The organism is Methanosarcina sp., assembly GCF_049706645.1.
GTDB lineage: Archaea > Halobacteriota > Methanosarcinia > Methanosarcinales > Methanosarcinaceae > Methanosarcina.
Map to the genome: position 1 here is coordinate 95,830 of NZ_JBNAKP010000003.1, position 19,329 is coordinate 115,158.

The window sequence follows — 19,329 nt, forward strand, 5'->3', positions numbered from 1 at the left end:
ACTAAAGATCAGAAAGAGTCTTTCCAGAGAGAATGGCCAAGTATGTTATATATTTCGAGTTTTCTTCTGGCATTGGAAGACAGGGAATTGTGTTTCCAAAATCATTGTTAAAGTTAATTTCAATAGGCTCGGGTCGATTACCAGAGCTATATAATCTGAAGAGTCTTTGCATATCCCATAAATGATGCGAAATTTTATATTGACCGTACTTTTCATCCTCAATAGCATCTATATTTACAGCAATACCATCAGTTATAACAAAAAGGCGAACGTTTATAAGGTTCTCACGAAGCTGAAAAACTTTATCAGCAAGATCAAAAGCAGGTGAGGATTCTTCCATTGTGATGTACTTTTGCCTCACAGATCGATCAAAAAAGGCTCTGAGCCTTTTGAAATAATTTATAATTTCGCTCTTTGATACTTTAACCGGTGAACTTTCCCCATTAAAAAAAGTCACAAATAGATCAAGAAACTCATCATTATTATTGAAATCATAACCATTAACTTTAACTCCCCGAGCTTGATAAGAACATAGTTGGAAACCTTCAATCTCACCAGCATCAGCAAGGTATTCCAACATCTCTTCTGTGAACTGTTCTTCAGCAAAAGACTCTGAACTACTATCTCGAGATTTTAATCTTACATCTTCTTGAAAATTCGAAATAAATTGTTCAAACCCAGGATCAATGCTCATTGAGATTCCTCTTTATAGATGACCTGAATTCTTCTTCACTCAAAGAAAACGGAATACATGAAGACAAATTTATAGAATACCGAACATCTCCAACTCCACTAATAAGCTGACTTTCAGTAACTCTAGGAAAACCACTATTTACAAGAAATATATGTGAAGAACGATCTGCATAACCTCTATTTTCATATATGTTCCGGTAATCGTCCAAGTATCCTGCATGGAAAAGTAGTTCGTTGAAGGTGGAAGTAACTCCTGTACATGAATCACAGATTTTTCTAATAATGTCAATTATGGCAGGGAGTGTCTCTCCATTATCATTGAGTTCCTTGAGTGAGAGATAATACAAATAAAGTGCGTTTAACCCTGAATTGTCAAGTTGTTGTTCACTTGATATCTGTATTTTTTGAGGTAGTTTCCCAGTACCCGTCTTAACCTCAACAGCTATTCCCGAAGTCTGGAAATCCTGTTGTGCTTTATATGGGCCTGCCCAAGCTGAAACTGCTTTTTCTACACCAATGAGAGGAATCAGGAAATCGCGTAAAAATCGAAGTTCTCCATAAAGACCCCTCTGGGATACAGTACTCAAACCTTCAACCCCGTATTGCTCCAGAAACTGCTGCCATTGCTCAAGACGAGATATGAATGAACGAATCATCTCTTTCTCACTATTCTCACGAGTACAACGATTAACAATATCCTCTGAAAGTATGGTGAAAATATCTTGGTATTGGTTCTCAATCAAGATAAGTTCAATCGTTACAGAGTGATCTCTATCTTCAAAGAGAACAGTTTGGTGCAACTCTACACCCCTTGATCTTGGAAATGAATGTGTATTAAGTATGTTTTCCTTTGAGATTTTAATTTGAATCATTCTCCTGTTACCCGGTTTTTCAAAACCTAAATATATATCATAAGGTGAGTCGGGTAAGATTCTGCGGGTTAAAATACCTGGTTTAATTTCATTCCCAGTTTTCTCTTCAAGAATTTTCCATATTTCTTCAAAACTTTCAACTGTCAAACTCTTGCTCCCGGTATGTATTGTTAACTGTATATTGTACTTTTTCCGCATTTCTGCTTCCTGGAATGCTGAATGCAAGACCAATTACGGGTAAACCTTTTTCAAATCCTTTAATTTCCAAATCTAAAGGATATATTATCAAAAGGCCTTTCTCCGGAGAACGCACTTCTCTTATATAGGGTCCACTAGGATCTGTAGGTTCCTTTGAAGTCCTTGATTTTCTATAAGGATCGCTTTTCATCCGACGTAAAGCTTCATCAAATTCCTCTTGAGTGAGATCAACATATTCGTCTTTACGATCAATCATTCGCCCATTACTAAGAGAATGATTTCGTTCTGGCATACCTATTTCATTAGGTTTAAACAGTTCAAAAGGGTATGTATGTTTGGCATTTTTTTTATTAATTAAAGCAATTGTCCAAGATTTTAGTTCTCCTTTAACCATTTGCTTTTCTATATATTCTTTAAGAGGCTTTGGAGCTACCTTTCTTGAGTCTGGATGAACAATATATTCGTCTAAAAGCTGTAAAATTTGTTGAGAAGGGACATCTCTCCATAAGATCTTATTTCCATTAGTTGTGAATTTCGGACCGAGATTAAATATAAATTGATCAATTACATCTAAATTATTTTTGAGCTCATTTTCTTCTTGAGGAAAAATAACTGTCTCTACAATAGAGTTTGCGTACGAAATATCCATAACAGTCCCATTTCTCATTTTATTTACTGCTGTGATCAACAAATTATCTGGATGAGTTCTTACTCTAAGACCATATTGAGAAGGTGTTGAATTGTAAGCCGCCATATAATCAAATTCACTTCTAAGCTCTTCAGATGCGAGAGCAATATATTTGTACCATTTTACAAGATCTGGGGACGTGTAGAGACGGCAAAGATCGATATATCCAGGACGGAACCCAAACCAACGTCCCATTTGCATTAACGTATCGTACATACGTGAAGCTCGAAGGAAATAACTTACAGTAAGCCCTTCCAATGTAAGTCCACGGGAGAGTTTATCGCCACCAATAGCAATTACACTCAAACCCTTGGGATGTTTGCTATAATCTAGAGCAGCATCCTTTGCGGTTCCATTTATTAGTTTAATCTTAATTCTTGAGACTGCTTCAAAGAGGAAGTATTTCACCTCTTCCCATGAAATTTCCTTTATTAGTAAGTCTTTAATTTGTTCTTTCACGTCTTTCGTCGTTTCTGGATAATCTAGATAAGACTTGGCCCAAAAATTAGACTTCGAACAATACCACAGTTTTTCTAAATCTTTGTAAACACCTTCTGGGTCATTTTGATCTGTATATTCCATTTGACGTCTTAGAAATTGGACCTCTTCGCTGACTAATTGCCCAATTTTTTCTTGAACAGCAGTATAACGAGTAACATGGATTAACATAGAATTATGATTATTTTGCTCACCACGAGCCATACGAGCTGCACTAGCAATAACAAATGATTTTATGGCTTCTTTTAGTGAATTCGGTATTTTTTCGGGAACATGGTACTTCTTATGCTTGTCAGGAATATCCTTTTCATAATCACTGGTTTTTATTTCTCTTATTATTTGGAGACCTTTCTCATCCTTATTCTCGTCGAACCCTAGCTCATTTTCAGATGGAAAACCAAACAATTTCACTGGACCTATGTAATTTGGAGGTGTTGGTAAGTTGACAATAAAATCACGTGGAAATAAATCTTCTCCGTGGGCTAATGTTTCACCTTCAGGATATATGAAAATGTTTGCAAACGGTGTCGCTGTATATCCTACATATGCACTCTTCTCAAAGTGATTCAGTAGCTTTCGAATTTTGCCATTAATAGCGGTAACGTCATAATCTTCAAGAGGAATCCCATTTTCATCAAATGGGACCAGATTTGTATTTACTGAAGCATTATCTGCTTCATCGTCAATTAAAAGTAGAGGAATGTTACGAACCACTTTTCTTCCGGTTTTAGGATCTTTTATTCCGTGGAAACTGATAGCCCAGTTAATTACATTTGTAAGAACAGATTTATTTTTTTTGACAATCAGTATGACGGGATCGTTTCCTCCTAATATTACTCCCATGTGTGACACAATCTTACGATTAAAGTCCCCATTTTCATTTTCATCACTACAGGTCAGAGAATAGGGAGGCGAGATATTCTCATCAAAGAACTCTCCTACGCCAACACGGCGATTTTTTTCTTCTGAAGACCAGCTAATCTTTTCATATCCAATGAATTCTTTTTCTAAGCGTTTTTGTGTCTGATTTCTCAGACTTTCATGCATTCCTGCGAGAACAATAATTAACTCGTATCCTGCATCAGCCGCTTTGCATATCAAACCCGTATAATGTGATGTTTTTCCAGACTGTACCTGTCCAACGACCATTCCTCTTCTATCCCATGAGCCTTCTTTTAATGGATACTCAAGATGTTCTAGAGCACTATCCGTGAGCTCATCGAAGTGCATGACATATTGTTCTGAGCGTCCCTCAACTTCCATAAGATACCTTTCATATCTCTTCCAAAATTTCCATTTAATCTGAGTTTTATAATACGGAAGCCAGACCTCATGATTATTTTTGTCTTTAAGAACAGTTGCTTTTTCTTTCCAGATTTCACAGCGGGACTCGATATCTCTAATTAGACGATCCTCGTCAACTTTTTCTAAATTTCCCTCTGCTCTTAACATGTCAAGGACTAGTTTGACTTTCTGAGGAATAATTTCTGGAGTTGGATTAGGAATTCCTCTGAGCATTAGCATAACAAGTTGGAGAGCTCTTTCATACTGATTAATTTTCATTCCTCTTTCTCTTCTTCTATGAATGATAAAATCTGTTCGGGATAATCACAAAATGGTTCCATGTTCAGTAATTTGTTCTTGGCGTCAACTGATGCTACTCCAGCTTTATTCAAGGAATCCCATATTTCTCGCACGACTAACTTTAATTCTTCAGATGGTGTGTGTTCAAAAGGCACAGGTAAATTATCCGGTTTTTCAGAACTATTCAGAGTGATTAATGGAACAGGAACGGTTTCTTCGATAAGACGTAGCATCGCAGAAATTTTTCCTTTCTGATCCCCCGCATTCCTAAGAACGTCGTCAACAAGCGGGTGTTTTCTATTTATAGAATAGAAGTATTTTTCGTGAATGAGTTTTGTTTCCCAGGGAAACACAAAATCTTCAGCATTTCTACGTTGAATTATCTTTCCACGGTGACGATATACCGAAATTGCACGTTCAATTGTAAGTCTTGCAAGGCGCTTAAAATCATCTCTAAGCTGGGCAGGAGGTTTAGCTGTTGATTTCTTTACATCAATTTTCCATTCGTCATCCAGAGAGTTGGGTATATCAACTGAAATTCGAGCAAGTTTTGTATGATCTTCCTTCTTGAATCCCATACCCAACCAGTCACCTGCAACGATAAGTCGGTTATTTCGATAGATATAGAATCCCTGTCTTGCATTCCAGCCTCCTGGACCTGCAGCAAGCTCATAAGTTTCATTGTCCATTTTAGAACGATGAGGAAGAATATAAGGTTGAACAACCACCTTTTTCCCGTAGACATATAGAGGCTCTTTAGGCAGCTGTTGAGTGGAAGGATGATTTCTTAAAAATGGATCCCACGGTTTTAAGGCCCTTCCATTTATGTATATTTTGAAATTTCCAGTGCTTTCAAGATACCTATGGAAGACCATTTCAAGGTGACTTTTTACAGAATCAATACTTTCGTAAAATATGTTTTGATGTTTGGGATTGTCGATATCTGATCCTTTTACAACTCTATCAATCTGTTCCCATAATACAACTGTTCCACTTTTAATGTTCTCAAGACTGGTGAAAAAACCTTCCAAATAATATTTATCTACATTAAGCAGGCGCCATTCCCCACACTTGTTTACATAATCAAGATCCCAAGACCGAACAAAAACCATCTCTTTCTCTTTTTTTGAACCTACAGTGAGTTTTCTGCATTGTGAAAAAGAAGCCGTTTTCAACCCCAGTCCAAATCTTCCCAGATCATGAATGTCTCGTTCTTCAAGAGGATTCTTACTTCCTGCACGTAAGGAGTTTATAAGTGTCTCTTCATTCATCCCACATCCATCGTCTTTTATTGAAATGGTTGATTTTTCTCCTTTCCAATCAAATTTAAGCCAGACATTCTTCGAGCCTGCAGTTATGCTGTTATCTATAAGATCTGCTATTGCAGCTTCTAAACTGTACCCAAAAGCACGTAATGACTCGATCATAGCCCCCGGTTCGGGTGGAACTAAATCGTAAGCTTCAACATCCGTTCTGCTGCTATCAGATTCAGACAAAAGAACACACAACCATAGCTTGATCAGAGAATTAAAAAGACAAAGATTAAATGAAAGAGTTGCGAAACTAAAGTGGACAGTTAAACTGTAAAATAAAAATTGATTTATTACATATATTATCTTTTCTCTGTTATCCACTCTGCGGGTTTAAAAATTAATTAAAACTAAACAAGAGAGCTTGAAAAAAATATGGATACTATTGTTTGAAAAGATTAATTTTATTATAGATACAAATATCTCTAAGATTACAAATATCACATCTGGGTTTTTCTCCCGCAATACAAACTGCATTTGCAAAATCAATTAACGCGAAAGAGACTGTTCTGGGATCCCAGAAATTAACAAGATCGTACATAACATCATAGAATAGTTTGCTTCTCCGAGAGGAATCAGTAATCTTCAATCCAAAAATTCTTCCAAGAACACGCACAGTATTAGTATCTAGTACTGGTTCAGGAAGGTTGTATCCAAAACATAGAATGGCCGCTGAGATATAATTCCCTACCCCTGGCATTGCCATTAATTTTTCTCGGTCAATAGGTAATTTTCCACCATACTTTTCAATTACTTCGACAGCCATATCATAAAGTAAATCTGCACGCCAGAAAAGACCAAGAGATTTCAAATCATTTTTTATTGCTTCACGTCCAGCTTCAACAATCGATTCAAAATCAGGATACTTAAGGATAAATTCTTCATAGATATTGCTTACCTGATCAGCTTTTGTTCTGTGAAGCATCACTTCAGCAATCAGAATTTTATAAGGGTCAGAAGTTTCTCTCCAGGGAAATTTTCTGAGATTTTGCTCTCCCCATATTAGAAGCTCAGTACGAATTATCTTTATTTTTCTGAAATAATCTTTGTCTCTGTTGATACTCTTCATAAAATCTCTTTAAGCATTTTTTCGATTTCAATTGCAATACCCCTGGCCATGAGTGGGGGTACAGCATTGCCAACCTGAGCATACTGCGATGTTCTGTGTCCTTCGAATTTATAGTTATCAGGAAACGATTGTATTCTTGCTGCCTCTCTAACTGTAAGGGATCTTAATTGATTTATATCTGGATGTATAAAATGATGTCCATCTTTAGCAATATGAGCGAGTATAGCATGAGAATAACTTTTTCCGTCAACAACTTTGAATCTATCAAGAAACGAACTTTTGTTCCTGTGTGTTTGAAAGTCTGGATCTAATTCACTATATTTTAGACGCCTTTTTTCACAATTCCATTTATTTATAACCTGCCTGTAGATCTCAAGATCTGTCTTGTTATGAATTCTTGCTTTATGCTGAATGAGAACGTCATTTTTCTCTCTAATCTTAAACATTCGGAGGTATTTTGATGATCTTGAGAATGACTTGGAATACTTAGTAGCTTGTTCAGTACCTTCTCCAGCCTGTAAAAAGGGCAAATCTTTAAAAAGCGTTGAGACAGAAAACTTTCTAGATAGATTTTCTGGAAACTCAGGATAAGAAAGATTATGTTCATTCTTCCACCCTATGAATATTATTCTTCTCCTATCCTGAAGTACAGAGAAATTTTTAGCATTAAGTATATGAGCTTCTGTTTTATATCCAAGCTTTGCTACTTCTTCATTTAAATTTGAATAGACTGTTCCATCTATTGCGCTTCTTAATCCAAGAACGTTTTCAAAAACAAAAACTTCTGGCTTAAAAGTCTCCAAGAAAGAGGTATAACGTCTATATAAATAGTTGCGTGGATCATCTTTCATCTGTTTTGGTTTTCTACCCCTACCAGCAACAGAGTATGCCTGACATGGTGGCCCACCTATGATCACATCAACTGAATCACTATCAATAACATCCAAATGTGTTTTGATCTCTTTCATTACAGCTTCTTCATTTGACTCGGATATTTCTCCCTGGAATAGTCCTGTAGGTGGCAGGTCCAGTTCGTTGTATCTTTGGATAAATTCTTTTCTGCTGAAACTTCCAAAAATGTAATCCCTATAAATTTCTTCATTATTGGAATTTCTCAATGCATGATAGATAGCTCTGGTTTCGAGGGAGTTTCTGGCATGAGTATCTTTCTCTACATGAGAAACAAACTTAAATCCTCGCTGAAAAAAGCCTTCTGAGAGCCCTCCTGCTCCAGAGAACATATCAAGAACTGTGTATTTAGATTTCATCCAGAAATTCACCGATACTGTTTTTCTTTTTGAGTTTATTAATTCTCTAAAAGCCGACTAACACCAGACGAAGTTGAATTATATTAATATGTTGATTTGAATCATCTGATTTTAAATTTTTGAATTTCTCTTCCTCTCTCAAAACTACACCTTTAAATCCCATCCCTTCCTTTTCTATCCCATAACATAACTCTTATAACTCTACTCGGTGACCTTTTTATGGAATTGAAATGCAAGCTTTGCAAATATTATCCTGAAGATTTCGGGGAACTTACGGTTGACGTTTTGCATATGGATCTGGTGTTTGATGTTTATGATGACAGGACGAATGTGAAGTCCGTGCTCAGGGTAAGGACAAAGGATGCTCCTATTGAGAAGCTGGAATTGAACTGCAGGGACCTTGAGATTCGGGCTGTGAGCTGCATACAGTTTGAGGTTTCTTACAGATACCGGCAGGATGACGCGATTCTTGAGATTAATTTCAGGGAAGAGATTCCGCCGCATACCGAGGTTGCGGTTGTGACGGATACGGTTTGCAGGCCGACAAAACATACCCTTGAAGGGCTTTATTATGACGAGACGCCGGCAGGGGCTCCCCCGCAGCAGATCACGCAGTGCCAGCAGTGGGGGTTCCAGAGGATTGTGCCGTGCATTGACGATATGACGGCAAAATGCACTTATAAGACTGCCATTATTGCGGATTCGCGGTATACGAACCTCATCACGAATGGGGACGTCGTGGTTGAGAGGCATACCGTAAAGCCGGGGCGGGACAGGATCGTTTATGACAACTCGGTCACGCCTATGGCGACCTATCTCTTTTTCCTTGGGGTGGGGACTTATGCGACTTTCAAGAGGGAATTTGAGTATCCTGACGGAGGCACTTTTATGCTGGAGCTGCTCGCACCGCCGGTATCCGAGGCAGCCGCAGCCGAAAAAGCGCTTGATATCCTGCACGATGCGGTTATGTGGGTTTACCTCTTCACGGGGCCCGAGCAGTTCGATGAAGAGAAGCTGGCTGTCCGGAAAGAAATCTGGGAGCTTGTCCGCAGGCGGGAGAGAATGAAACTTGAGGCAAAGCCTGACACTACGCTGGAAGAACTTCAAAAGGTCAGGGGCAGGCTTGCCGAGCTTGACGGAACCATCAGTCCCGGGTACAGGTACACAGGCACCGTATACAGGGAAATCGGGATGCAGAACTCGGATTTCGGAGGCATGGAAAACGTCGGGAATACCACGATTACCACGAACAAGATAATGCCTTTCCCGCAGACGACGGATTCGGCTTATGAATATATGGTCCGGGTTAAGGCGCATGAATATTATCATAACCAGAATGGGTCCGAGGTCACGGGAAGAAGCCCGTTTGAGATCTGGTTGAATGAAGCCGTGACCGTGCATGTTGAAGAACAGCATCATGCCTTTTTCTTTGGCGAGGACTACCAGAGGCTCGCCAGGGTGCTTGAGCTGCTAGCGCCGGTCTCGGGAACATTTGCCCTGGATTCGGGTGCAGCTTCCATGCCGATCATTCCGGAAGGCTTCAACGACCCAAACGACCTGATTACTGCAGTCACTTACGTAAAGGCCCCGGAATACGTGCGCATGGTCGAGTCCCTTCTGGGACAGGAGACCTTTGTCAGGGGCCTGGACAGGTACTTCAAAAAATTCAGCCACTCCAACGCAAGCACCCTGGACTGGATCGAAGCTATGGAGGAAGCAAGCGGACAGCCCTTAAAAGAAATGTCTGAAACCTGGCTGAAACAGACAAAGTTCCCTGTAGTCGAGGTTTCAGCCGAATATGACAGGGCTGCCAGAAAATTCACGTTCTTCCTCAAACAGAAGGTTCCCGCCGGCGGTAAACCCTGGGAATTCCCGTTCAGGGCAGCCCTTGTGGACGAGAACGGAAATGACCTCGCCGAAATCCTGGAAAGGGTAAACGGGGAAACTGCCGAGCTTGCCATTGAAAATGTGGACATGCCTGCCTTCCTGTCCCTTAATAGAGGCTATTCTTTCTACGGGAAACTCGTGTACAGGGCAAGCCAGGACGAGCTCCTGATGCAGGTCAGGAGAGACAGCGATATCATAAGCAGGTTTACAGCTTTTTATACCCTGGTTGACAGAGAAAAGCTCAGGCTTCTTAAGAATTCCGATTCAAGGCCCTCTGAAGAATTTATCGAGCTTTATTACAGGCTGCTGAACGATCGGCAGCTTCTCGAAAAGGCAGGTGGACAGTTCCTGACCATTTTCGAGTCCGTGGAGGATGAAGAATTTGCCCACAGGTACCAGGCACTTTATGAAGTAAGACAAACGCTCCTGAAAGCCGTTGCCTGGAAATACAGGAACTCCGTGATCTCTGCCTACCGCTTCTTTGAAAACGCCTCGGCCCCGAGGGATTCGACACTTGAAGAGACGGCAAGGGCAATTAAGAGCAGGCAGGCTAAAAATGTCTGTCTTGGCATCCTTGCAGCCCTTGACACTCCTGACATTCATGCCATGATAAAACAGCAGTTCGAGACCGCAACCTGTGCAACGGACCGGCTGAGTGCGTTTTCTGCTTACCTTAACAGTTCGGCACCTGACAAAGTGAAAGTCCTGAGAGCCTTTGAAGCGGAATCAAAGAAAAATCTCGTTGCCTGGGAAGCTTTCCTTTCCGTAATAGGAAGCAACAGCAGCATTGACGCCGTGGAACTCGTCAGGGAAATGGAAAGGTCAGAGGCTTTCAGGATCGAGCAGACAAATGACCAGCGTGCCCTGTACGGCAGCTTTGCCCGAAACCGGAAAAAATCGCTCCAGACCGAAGAAGGCAGGGCTCTCTTTGCAGAAATCCTGAGAAAACTGACTCCTGTAAACGAATACAGCACAGTTAACCTGCTCAACGCCTTTGCAAATATAGACCTGATGGAGACAAAATACCATATTCCACTGATAAAAATCCTGGCAGACCTTCTCGGAGAACTTGACCCCCAGAAGTTCCCGAGTGTATACAACAGAATCCGAAAACTCCTGCTGGGAGCTCCGAAAGCTGTCAAAGCGTACGGAATAGAACATGGCGAAATCAAAGCCCTTCAGCCGGAAAAGAAATAAAATTTTTCGGAGAAACAGGTTACTCAGAAGCAATTCAGTTCGGAAAACCGAGAACTATAAACATGATAAGGTAATCCGGCCCGGAAGGATTCGGAAATAATTCTATCCTTCCGGAAATTTGCTTTTTTATACCTATTTATGACCTTCAGATTTTTTTGCTTCAGATTATTCCCTTCCGATCATATACGTTTCTCATGCTATGTTTCCGCAAAAAAGCAGTTCCATCTCACCTGGAGATACTTACTAAAATTAGATTGAGTTCTGAAATTATATTTGAAGGCCAGATACAGGAAGAATATTTATTCGGGGGATATTAAATGTTATTCGGAAGCTTTTTATCGGATTTCAATATCCGGCTTTAAAGGGGGCGTTAAAAGGATATTTCAATATTTTGAAGGTTTGTTGATCGAGGCATTCTCTTCTCTATTCAATATTATGGGCTCTTTTCTCATAATATACGGTGGCCTCAGGTCAATTTTAGGGGTTATCCGCATTGAAGTTTTGAAGAAATCTCATAGTTATCAGAAGGTAAGAAAAGAGCTTACAAACAAAATCGTCTTCGGGCTTGAGTTTTTCATTGCAGCCGATGTCCTGGAAACCGTACTTAATCCGTCTCAGGAAGAACTGCTCCTGCTGGGTACGGTCGTGTTGATAAGAACCGTTCTTGGTTATTTCCTTAGCAAGGAGGTTTTGGAATACCAGCTTGATTGAAACACGGTTGGAAAATTGAAATCCTGCAAAAAACCTGAGCCTCCGTGTCCTTTTTAATCCGGATGTTTTTTCCTTTCAGGTCTTTATCTCCGCAAAGTACTTCAAAAATTTTCGTACTAGATTTTCATATCTTCTCTCCACATTGCTTTGGAAACGGATGAATCTACTGTTAGATCTATCTGGTATCTCTTGCTACGGAACTATTATAAAGCCTGAATTCAGTACAATTCTAAAAAATAGTATGATTTAAAAGCAATTAAAGTGTAAAGATACAAAATATTATTAAACTCCAATATTATACTAATCCGAAATCCAGATTGTGCTGACCTGAACTCCGGGTTGTATTTAGCTTGTATTAATAAACTAACATGAAATCGGGTAGTAAATCCTAAAATATAGTTGGATGTTATTTAAAGCCCGGTATCCGAATAACTCAAAATCATCAGAAACAGGAGCAACTTAATGTATCATTTAAAATGTATCGAATGCGGTGCAGAGTATTCCAGAGATGAAGTGATCTATACGTGCAGCAAATGTGACGGGCTGCTTGATGTTATTTATGATTATTCCTCAATTGAACTTGACAGGGAAAAACTTAAGACCGAATGCCCTTCGGTCTGGAAGTACGCAAAACTTCTTCCTGTAGAAAGGGAACCTGTAACTCTCAGGGAAGGTGGGACTCCCCTCTATAAATGTGACCGTCTGGCTGAGAAGATAGGAATTAAAGAGCTCTACGTAAAGCACGAAGGCATGAACCCTACAGGCTCTTTTAAGGACAGGGGAATGACAGTAGGAGTTACGAAAGCGCTTGAGCTGGGCATGAATACCGTTGCCTGCGCGTCTACGGGAAACACCTCTGCAGCCCTTGCAATCTATGGAGCAAAAGCCGGGATTCCTGTAGTTGTGCTGTTGCCTGCAGGAAAAGTAGCTCTTGGAAAAGTAGCTCAGGCCCTTATGCACGGGGCAAAGGTTCTAAGCATTCGCGGAAATTTTGACGAAGCGCTTGCTCTTGTTCGCACTCTCTGCTCTCAGGAGAAAATTTATCTCTTAAACTCGATCAACCCCTACAGGCTTGAAGGCCAGAAAACTATCGGTTTTGAGATCGCAGACCAGCTAGGCTTCAAGGTGCCTGACAGAATTGTCCTGCCCGTAGGAAACGCAGGAAATATTACGGCTATTTATAAGGGCTTCAGGGAGTTTAAGAAGCTCGGCATAACCGATTCGCTCCCGAAGATGACCGGGATTCAGGCCGAAGGTTCCTGCCCCATTGTAAAGGCTATAAAGAATGGGGCTCCGGAAATCACCCCGGAGGATAAACCCGAGACCGTTGCAACTGCAATCCGGATAGGCAACCCTGTTAATGCGAAAAAAGCCCTGAGTGCGATCCGGGAGTCAGGCGGGACTGCGGAATCCGTCACTGACGAAGAAATCCTTGCAGCCCAGAAAGACCTTGCAAGGCTTGAGGGCATAGGTGTCGAGCCTGCGAGTGCAGCCTCGGTTGCAGGGCTTAAGAAACTGGTTGATCTGGGCGTCATAGGCAGAGACGAAACTGTTGTCTGTATCACCACAGGGCACCTGCTTAAAGACCCGCAGACTGTAATTGATATCTGCGAGGAACCGATTATTGTGGATGCCAGTATAGAAGCCATCCGGGAAGCTATCTTCGGAAAGGCAGAATAAAATCTGAAGAACGGCAACAGTCGAAGGATTGATATAACCGTGACCCGGTTGACTCGATCCTTCAGAGTTTCCTTGGATGGCTTATAGCTGCCAGAAACCATTTACTGTTATCGTTTACTTTTAATGCTTACTGTTATCGTTTCTATTCTTACGATTGTATCAAATTCAGTTAATAGTTCAAATTCTTTCAATATCAAAATAATCGATGGGCGTGAACACGAATGGAGCAGGATTATAAGCCTCACGAGATCGAAAAGAAATGGCAAAAAAAGTGGAATGAGAGCCAGATTTTCCAGGCCGAACCCGATAAGCGAGAAAAATATTTCATAACCATCCCCTACCCCTACCTGAACGGGAACCTGCATGCAGGACATACCCGGACTTTTACCATAGGGGACGTCGTTGCAAGGCACAGGCGGATGCTCGGGTACAACGTACTTTACCCTATGGGCTTTCACGTGACAGGCACGCCCATTGTGGGGCTTGCCGAATTGATTGCAAGTCGGGATCCCCAGACAATGGACGTTTATGAACGCCTTCACGGGATTCCCGGAAACATTCTACCAACGCTCGATACTCCCGAAAAGATTGTTGACTATTTCAAGCGTGAATCCGAGAAGGCCATGCGTAATATCGGGTACTCCATTGACTGGAGGCGCAAATTTACAACAACTGACCCGACTTATAAAAAGTTCATTGAATGGCAGTATATCCGGCTTGAAGAAAAGGGACTGATCGTAAAAGGTTCCCACCCGGTAAAATGGTGCCCCAACGACAATAACCCTGTAGAGGATCACGATATCCTGCACGGCGAAGAAGCTACCATCGTCGAATATACGCTAATCAAGTTCCGATATAAGGATCTGGTTCTGCCCTGTGCAACCCTCAGGCCGGAAACGACATACGGGGTGACTAACCTGTGGGTCAACCCTGACGTAACTTACGTAAAAGCAAGAGTTGCGCAGGACGGAAACGAGGAGTTCTGGGTTGTCAGCAGGGAAGCTTTCAGAAAACTGACTTTCACGGACCGGACAGTCGAATATATTGAGGACGTACCTGCAAAATCCGTAATCGGAATAAAACTTACAAATCCGGTCACAGGCGACGAAGTAATTTCCCTTCCCGCATCCTTTGTCAGGCCTGAAAACGGAAGCGGAATAGTAATGAGCGTGCCTGCCCATGCACCTTTTGACTACCTTGCCCTTCGCGACCTTTACGATGCTGACATGAGCGAATATGGGATTTCCGAAGATCTCAGGGAAATTAAGCTGGTTTCCCTTATCAAGGTGCCTGAATTCGGAGATTTTCCTGCAAAGGAAATAGTTGAGAAGATGGGAATCGCAAACCAGAAAGACCCGAGAGCCGAGGAAGCCACAAAGATCGTATACCGAAGGGAGTTCCACGGAGGGGTTCTTAAGGAGATTACAGGAAAATACGAAGGACATGCTGTCTCCAAGATAAAAGATATCCTTACCAGGGACTTCGTCAGTTCAAACGCCGGGGAGATCTTTTACGAATTCAGCGAACCTGTAGTTTGTCGCTGCGGTACGCCCTGTGTTGTAAATATGGTAAAAGGCCAGTGGTTCCTGAATTACTCAAACCCCGAATGGAAGGCAAAGGTCTATAGATGCCTTAGCGGAATGCGAATTATTCCCACAGAGTATAGGGTCGAGTTTGAGAACAAGGTTGACTGGCTTAAGGACAAAGCCTGTGCCCGCAGGAAAGGGCTTGGAACCCACCTCCCCTTTGATAAGGAATGGCTGATTGAGTCCCTTGGGGATTCGACAATTTACATGAGCTATTATATCATTGCCAGGTTTATCGAAAAAGGTGAACTGGAGCTCGAACAGCTTACCCTCTCATTCTTCGACTACATCCTGCTTGGGAAAGGCGATCTGGCAGCAGTCAGCGCGGATACCGGGCTCAGTCCGGAGCTCCTAGAGGAAATCCGCAGGCATTTCAATTACTGGTACCCGGTTGACCTGCGCTCTTCAGGAAAGGACCTGGTCCCGAACCACCTGCTCTTTTTCCTCTTCCATCACGTAGCGCTTTTTGAAGAAGAGAAGTGGCCGAAAACTCTTGCAGTAAACGGCTTTGTCTCCCTTGAGGGGCAGAAAATGAGCAAATCCAAAGGCCCGATCCTTACCATGGAAAGCGCAGTCAGCAGTTACGGCGCGGATATAACAAGAATGTACATTCTCTCCACAGCCGAGCAGACGCAGGATGCAGACTGGCAGAGGACAGGAATAGAATCGGCCAGAAGGCAGGTGGACAGGTTCTATTCCTTTGCAAAGGATGTTATAGAGAGTGGGAAACGTGCAAACCTGAGCACAGAGCTAAAGCAGATCGACAGCTGGATACTCTCGAGGATGCAGAATTATATCCGGGAGACGAATTCAGCGCTTGACTCTATCCAGACAAGGGAAGCAATCCAGAATTCTTTCTTCCTGCTGATAAATGATATCAAGTGGTACCAGAGAAGAGGCGGAGAGACCCTGCTCTACTATGTGCTGGACAACTGGGTCAGGCTTATGGCTCCCTTTACCCCGCACCTCTGTGAGGAAATCTGGGAAGCAATGGGGCATGAGGACCCGATCTCCCTTGCCCAGTACCCGCTCTATAATGAAGACCTGATAGACGACGGCGCTGAGCTTGCCGAAGAAATGATAAAGGGAACCCTGGAAGACGTTGAAGAGATTATAAGGGTGACAAAGATGACCCCGCAGACGGTTCATCTCTACACCGCGCCTGCCTGGAAAGCCGAAGCCGTTAAGTGTGCCTGCGAGATGCAGCTTGAAGGTTCCCTCGAGGTAGGCACCCTTATAAAAACATTGATGGCAAATCCCGACCTCAAACGCTTCGGCAAGGAGATCCCGAAGTTCGTGCAGAAGCTTGTCCCGGAATTCAAAAGCGGGGGAGCTGACAGGTACGAAATCTTTGCAGGTCCCGGGCTTGATGAACAGGCTCTCCTGAAAGAATCAGCTTCCTTCCTGGAAAAAGAAATCGGATGTCCTGTTGAAGTCCACAGTGCCGAATCTCCTGCCTTTGACCCTGAAAAGAAGTCAAGGTTTGCCGAGCCCCTGAGACCCGCAATTTACATCGAGCAGGCGAAGAAAGAAGAATAAAAGAAGAATAAAAAAGAAAAATTACTTAAAAAGCCGGATGTCCCTATCTAATCGGCTGATATCACACCGGGGGAACCTGAAAATAATCCCCCGAAAGTTCTTTTTTCTGCGTTTTCAATGGTTTCTAAGTTATGAAATCTAGAGTGAGTTTTCCGTACCTTCAGTGGTATAAAAGGTACGCAGAAGAAATTATGAAAAATAAGTTATGAAAAATAAGTTATGAAAAAGAAATTGTGAAAATCAATAAAGCTCAGTTCTCCTATCCTCAAAAACAGGAATAGCCTTTCGAATCTCATCTTTTCCGGACAGGTCAAGCTCACTGACAATTACACATTCATGGTCACCTGCGCTCGCTTTTACTTCGCCCCAGGCGTCGATTATCATTGAATCTCCGAAGTAGGTGCAGTCAGGAGCCGAACCCGTACGGTTGCAGGCAATGTGCGGGATCTGGTTTTCGATTGCTCTTGCTCTTGCAAGGGTCTTCCAGTGTTCAGACCTGGGATTTGGGAAAGCTGCAGATGTTACAAGAAGATCGGAACCGGCAAGGGCGAGTTTTCTTGCAACCTCGGGGAAACGAAGCTCGTAACAGATCTGGAAACCGATTTTCAGGTTCTGTCTTTTTAGAGTTATGGGTTCGATTGAATTACCCCTGGAAAAGTATCGGCTTTCACCCTTAAAAGGGTGAGTTTTCCGATAACTGCCCGCAAGAGCTCCTGATTCAAAGCAAAAGCCGAGATTATAGTAAAGCGTTGAATTACCGCCAGAAGGAGTAGAATTTTTAGAATCTACAGGTTTCCCATTGCCAGAAATATCTTCCGTAACAGCCTTTTCAATTACGGAACCCATTATAATGCAGTCATTGGCCTCGGAAAAACAGGCCAGGTTTTCAAGAATAGGGGAAGGCAAGGTTTCTGCCGCATGGTCAAAGTGCTCGTAGCAAAAGCCTGTTGAAAAGACCTCGGGAAAAACGATGAGTTCGGCTCCTTTATCCACGGCTTTTAGAGCCATATAGAGAGCTTTTTCAAGGTTTTCCTGCTTCCTGCAGTGTAGTATATCCATCTGGATACAGGCAACTTTCATATCCGAATCACCAGCCAACCAACAGTAAACGAGTTGAATCCTTTTAACGTAAGATTTCAATTTAGAGGCATGATTTAAAGAGATAATTTAAAGAGATAATTTAAAGAGATGATTTAAAGAGATAATTTAAAGAGATAATTTAAAGAGATAATTTAAAGAAATGAACTCAAGGAAATGAGTTTAAAGAAATTAATTTCAGGTTTAAAATAACTGAAGGTTTCTTCAGGGGAGCAGGGTAGTTTGCTTGCTCTTAGCTACCAGGCCCTCCAGGTCGATCCTGTGTTTTATCAGCCCTGCAAGCACTTCGTTCGCAAGCCTGGTTATCTCTTCCCTGTTTTCTCGAATTTCATATGCAGGGTCATCGGGAGGGATCTCAATCTTTGTAATATCGGCTCTGGCTTTCTTCAGATGCGCATCCTGGGCTTCACAGACTATACCGGGTTTTTCCAGGTACTGTTCAAGGTGTTTTTGAGTTATTCCTATAAGCTTCAACTCCCTGCGGAAACAGGGCCTTTCAAACAGCCTGGAAACCACATATACTCCCACGGGAATTCTGGAATCCAGACTGATTTTAAGAAGCTGGGCCCTGAGAGTAGAATAGATCTCTTGCGGATCATAAAGTTCAGGGGACCTGGGATCCTTGCCTTTTTCGGATAGGGGTTCCGTGGTTTTTTCAGGCAGGGCATAGATTTTCGAAGGAGGGACTTCGGTTTCTTCCAGAATTTTAAGGTCCCTGAGCGCCCTGAGATAGCCTGTAAGAACCAGGCGGTGCTCATCTATGCCTCTAGCTTTCAGTTCTCTGGAAAGCCCGCTGATTGAGAGCCGTCTGCCTTCAAGTAGCTCCAGGAGTTTAAAGTTGAGTTTATCTTCCATCTGTACCGACATCACGTTTTATTGCTGTTACTGCTGTTAATTAATTCTCAAGAGCTCAGGCCGGAAAACCATTTTCTTTCGGGGCAACCGGACAAATAAGCCCGTATTTTTCCCGAATCTTTGAAAAAGACCTGGCCATTCTCCGTCTGAGAGACGAGTAAGCAAGAAAATTGCAGGGGGTAATACACGATGTAATTATCCTGCATAATATAAAGCTTATGAGAGAGCCTTTAAGGGTGAACTCCAGAGAATCTTGTAAGAAACCGGCAGATTTACACAGAAGAGATTTATTGAACTGCACGGAACATAGAAGATATTTATCGAACTTCATGAAAAAAATCTAAGAAAGTTTAACCTGAAAAAAATAAACTAAGAACCCTGTCGAAAGGAAATGTATAATATAACGTAAAGAATCGTTTCCTGGAAAAACACTTGAAATAAAACATCGAATTTAATCTTCTTATATCCATAGTTAGCTAAATCAAATTGCGGGCGGCCACCCCACCCTAAAGGATGGGGTATGCTTCGGGCCGCCCGCCCGGTTACTTAGGGACAGATGATTAAGTATCCTTTAACAAGGTTTCCTTATAACATAA

Annotated in this window: 12 protein-coding genes; 4 read left to right on the plus strand and 8 right to left on the minus strand. The window is 42.0% G+C overall.

What is annotated here, in order from left to right; all coding sequences use genetic code 11:
• Position 1: 1 nt before the first annotated feature.
• The 6 genes from ACPK8D_RS01035 to ACPK8D_RS01060 form a co-directional block, all read right to left on the minus strand.
• Positions 2-694 carry a hypothetical protein gene (locus tag ACPK8D_RS01035; protein WP_424715982.1) on the minus strand — a complete coding sequence of 231 codons (693 nt, stop codon included), beginning with the start codon at positions 692-694 and terminating at the stop codon, positions 2-4.
• Positions 684-1,712 carry a PD-(D/E)XK motif protein gene (locus ACPK8D_RS01040; RefSeq protein ID WP_424715983.1) on the minus strand — a complete coding sequence of 343 codons (1,029 nt, stop codon included), beginning with the start codon at positions 1,710-1,712 and terminating at the stop codon, positions 684-686. The genes ACPK8D_RS01035 and ACPK8D_RS01040 overlap by 11 nt, the downstream gene beginning before the upstream one ends.
• Entirely contained in the window at positions 1,702-4,512 is a 2,811-nt protein-coding gene (locus tag ACPK8D_RS01045; protein WP_424715984.1) for a Z1 domain-containing protein, read from the minus strand. The genes ACPK8D_RS01040 and ACPK8D_RS01045 overlap by 11 nt, the downstream gene beginning before the upstream one ends.
• Entirely contained in the window at positions 4,509-6,029 is a 1,521-nt protein-coding gene (locus ACPK8D_RS01050; protein ID WP_424715985.1) for an ATP-binding protein, read from the minus strand. Before ACPK8D_RS01050 ends, ACPK8D_RS01045 begins: the two co-directional genes overlap by 4 nt.
• A gap of 196 nt (positions 6,030-6,225) precedes the next feature.
• A complete protein-coding gene (locus ACPK8D_RS01055) occupies positions 6,226-6,912 on the minus strand; it encodes a DNA glycosylase (RefSeq protein ID WP_424715986.1) in 687 nt (228 codons plus the stop codon).
• Positions 6,909-8,180, minus strand: a complete 1,272-nt coding sequence (locus ACPK8D_RS01060) for a DNA cytosine methyltransferase (RefSeq protein WP_424715987.1) — start codon at positions 8,178-8,180, stop codon at positions 6,909-6,911. Before ACPK8D_RS01060 ends, ACPK8D_RS01055 begins: the two co-directional genes overlap by 4 nt.
• Before the next feature lie 219 nt (positions 8,181-8,399).
• On the opposite strand from ACPK8D_RS01060, the gene ACPK8D_RS01065 reads away from it, so the two are divergent.
• The 4 genes from ACPK8D_RS01065 (at position 8,400) to leuS (ending at position 16,780) form a co-directional block, all read left to right on the plus strand.
• Complete coding sequence (locus tag ACPK8D_RS01065; protein WP_424715988.1) at positions 8,400-11,264, plus strand: DUF3458 domain-containing protein; 2,865 nt, start codon at positions 8,400-8,402, stop codon at positions 11,262-11,264.
• Between the two features lie 402 nt (positions 11,265-11,666).
• Positions 11,667-11,975 carry a DUF1622 domain-containing protein gene (locus ACPK8D_RS01070; protein ID WP_424715989.1) on the plus strand — a complete coding sequence of 103 codons (309 nt, stop codon included), beginning with the start codon at positions 11,667-11,669 and terminating at the stop codon, positions 11,973-11,975.
• A 462-nt stretch (positions 11,976-12,437) separates the two neighbouring features.
• Positions 12,438-13,655, plus strand: coding sequence for a threonine synthase (gene thrC / locus ACPK8D_RS01075; RefSeq protein WP_424715990.1), 1,218 nt, complete (start codon positions 12,438-12,440; stop codon positions 13,653-13,655).
• 221 nt (positions 13,656-13,876) lie between these two features.
• A complete protein-coding gene (leuS, locus tag ACPK8D_RS01080) occupies positions 13,877-16,780 on the plus strand; it encodes a leucine--tRNA ligase (protein ID WP_424715991.1) in 2,904 nt (967 codons plus the stop codon).
• 240 nt (positions 16,781-17,020) lie between these two features.
• Here the strand turns inward: leuS and ACPK8D_RS01085 are convergent, their stop codons facing one another.
• Together ACPK8D_RS01085 and ACPK8D_RS01090 are read right to left on the minus strand one after the other, a co-directional pair.
• Positions 17,021-17,860 carry a carbon-nitrogen family hydrolase gene (locus tag ACPK8D_RS01085; RefSeq protein ID WP_424715992.1) on the minus strand — a complete coding sequence of 280 codons (840 nt, stop codon included), beginning with the start codon at positions 17,858-17,860 and terminating at the stop codon, positions 17,021-17,023.
• A gap of 222 nt (positions 17,861-18,082) precedes the next feature.
• Complete coding sequence (locus ACPK8D_RS01090) at positions 18,083-18,745, minus strand: hypothetical protein (protein WP_424715993.1); 663 nt, start codon at positions 18,743-18,745, stop codon at positions 18,083-18,085.
• Positions 18,746-19,329 lie beyond the last annotated feature (584 nt).

Coding starts and splice junctions, on each gene's coding strand:
- leuS (WP_424715991.1), top strand. CDS start 13,877: ATGGAGCAGGATTATAAGCCTCACGAGATCGAAAAGAAATGGCAAAAA.
- ACPK8D_RS01090 (WP_424715993.1), bottom strand. CDS start 18,745: ATGTCGGTACAGATGGAAGATAAACTCAACTTTAAACTCCTGGAGCTA.
- ACPK8D_RS01035 (WP_424715982.1), bottom strand. CDS start 694: ATGAGCATTGATCCTGGGTTTGAACAATTTATTTCGAATTTTCAAGAA.
- ACPK8D_RS01060 (WP_424715987.1), bottom strand. CDS start 8,180: ATGAAATCTAAATACACAGTTCTTGATATGTTCTCTGGAGCAGGAGGG.
- ACPK8D_RS01055 (WP_424715986.1), bottom strand. CDS start 6,912: ATGAAGAGTATCAACAGAGACAAAGATTATTTCAGAAAAATAAAGATA.
- ACPK8D_RS01085 (WP_424715992.1), bottom strand. CDS start 17,860: ATGAAAGTTGCCTGTATCCAGATGGATATACTACACTGCAGGAAGCAG.
- thrC (WP_424715990.1), top strand. CDS start 12,438: ATGTATCATTTAAAATGTATCGAATGCGGTGCAGAGTATTCCAGAGAT.
- ACPK8D_RS01045 (WP_424715984.1), bottom strand. CDS start 4,512: ATGAAAATTAATCAGTATGAAAGAGCTCTCCAACTTGTTATGCTAATG.
- ACPK8D_RS01065 (WP_424715988.1), top strand. CDS start 8,400: ATGGAATTGAAATGCAAGCTTTGCAAATATTATCCTGAAGATTTCGGG.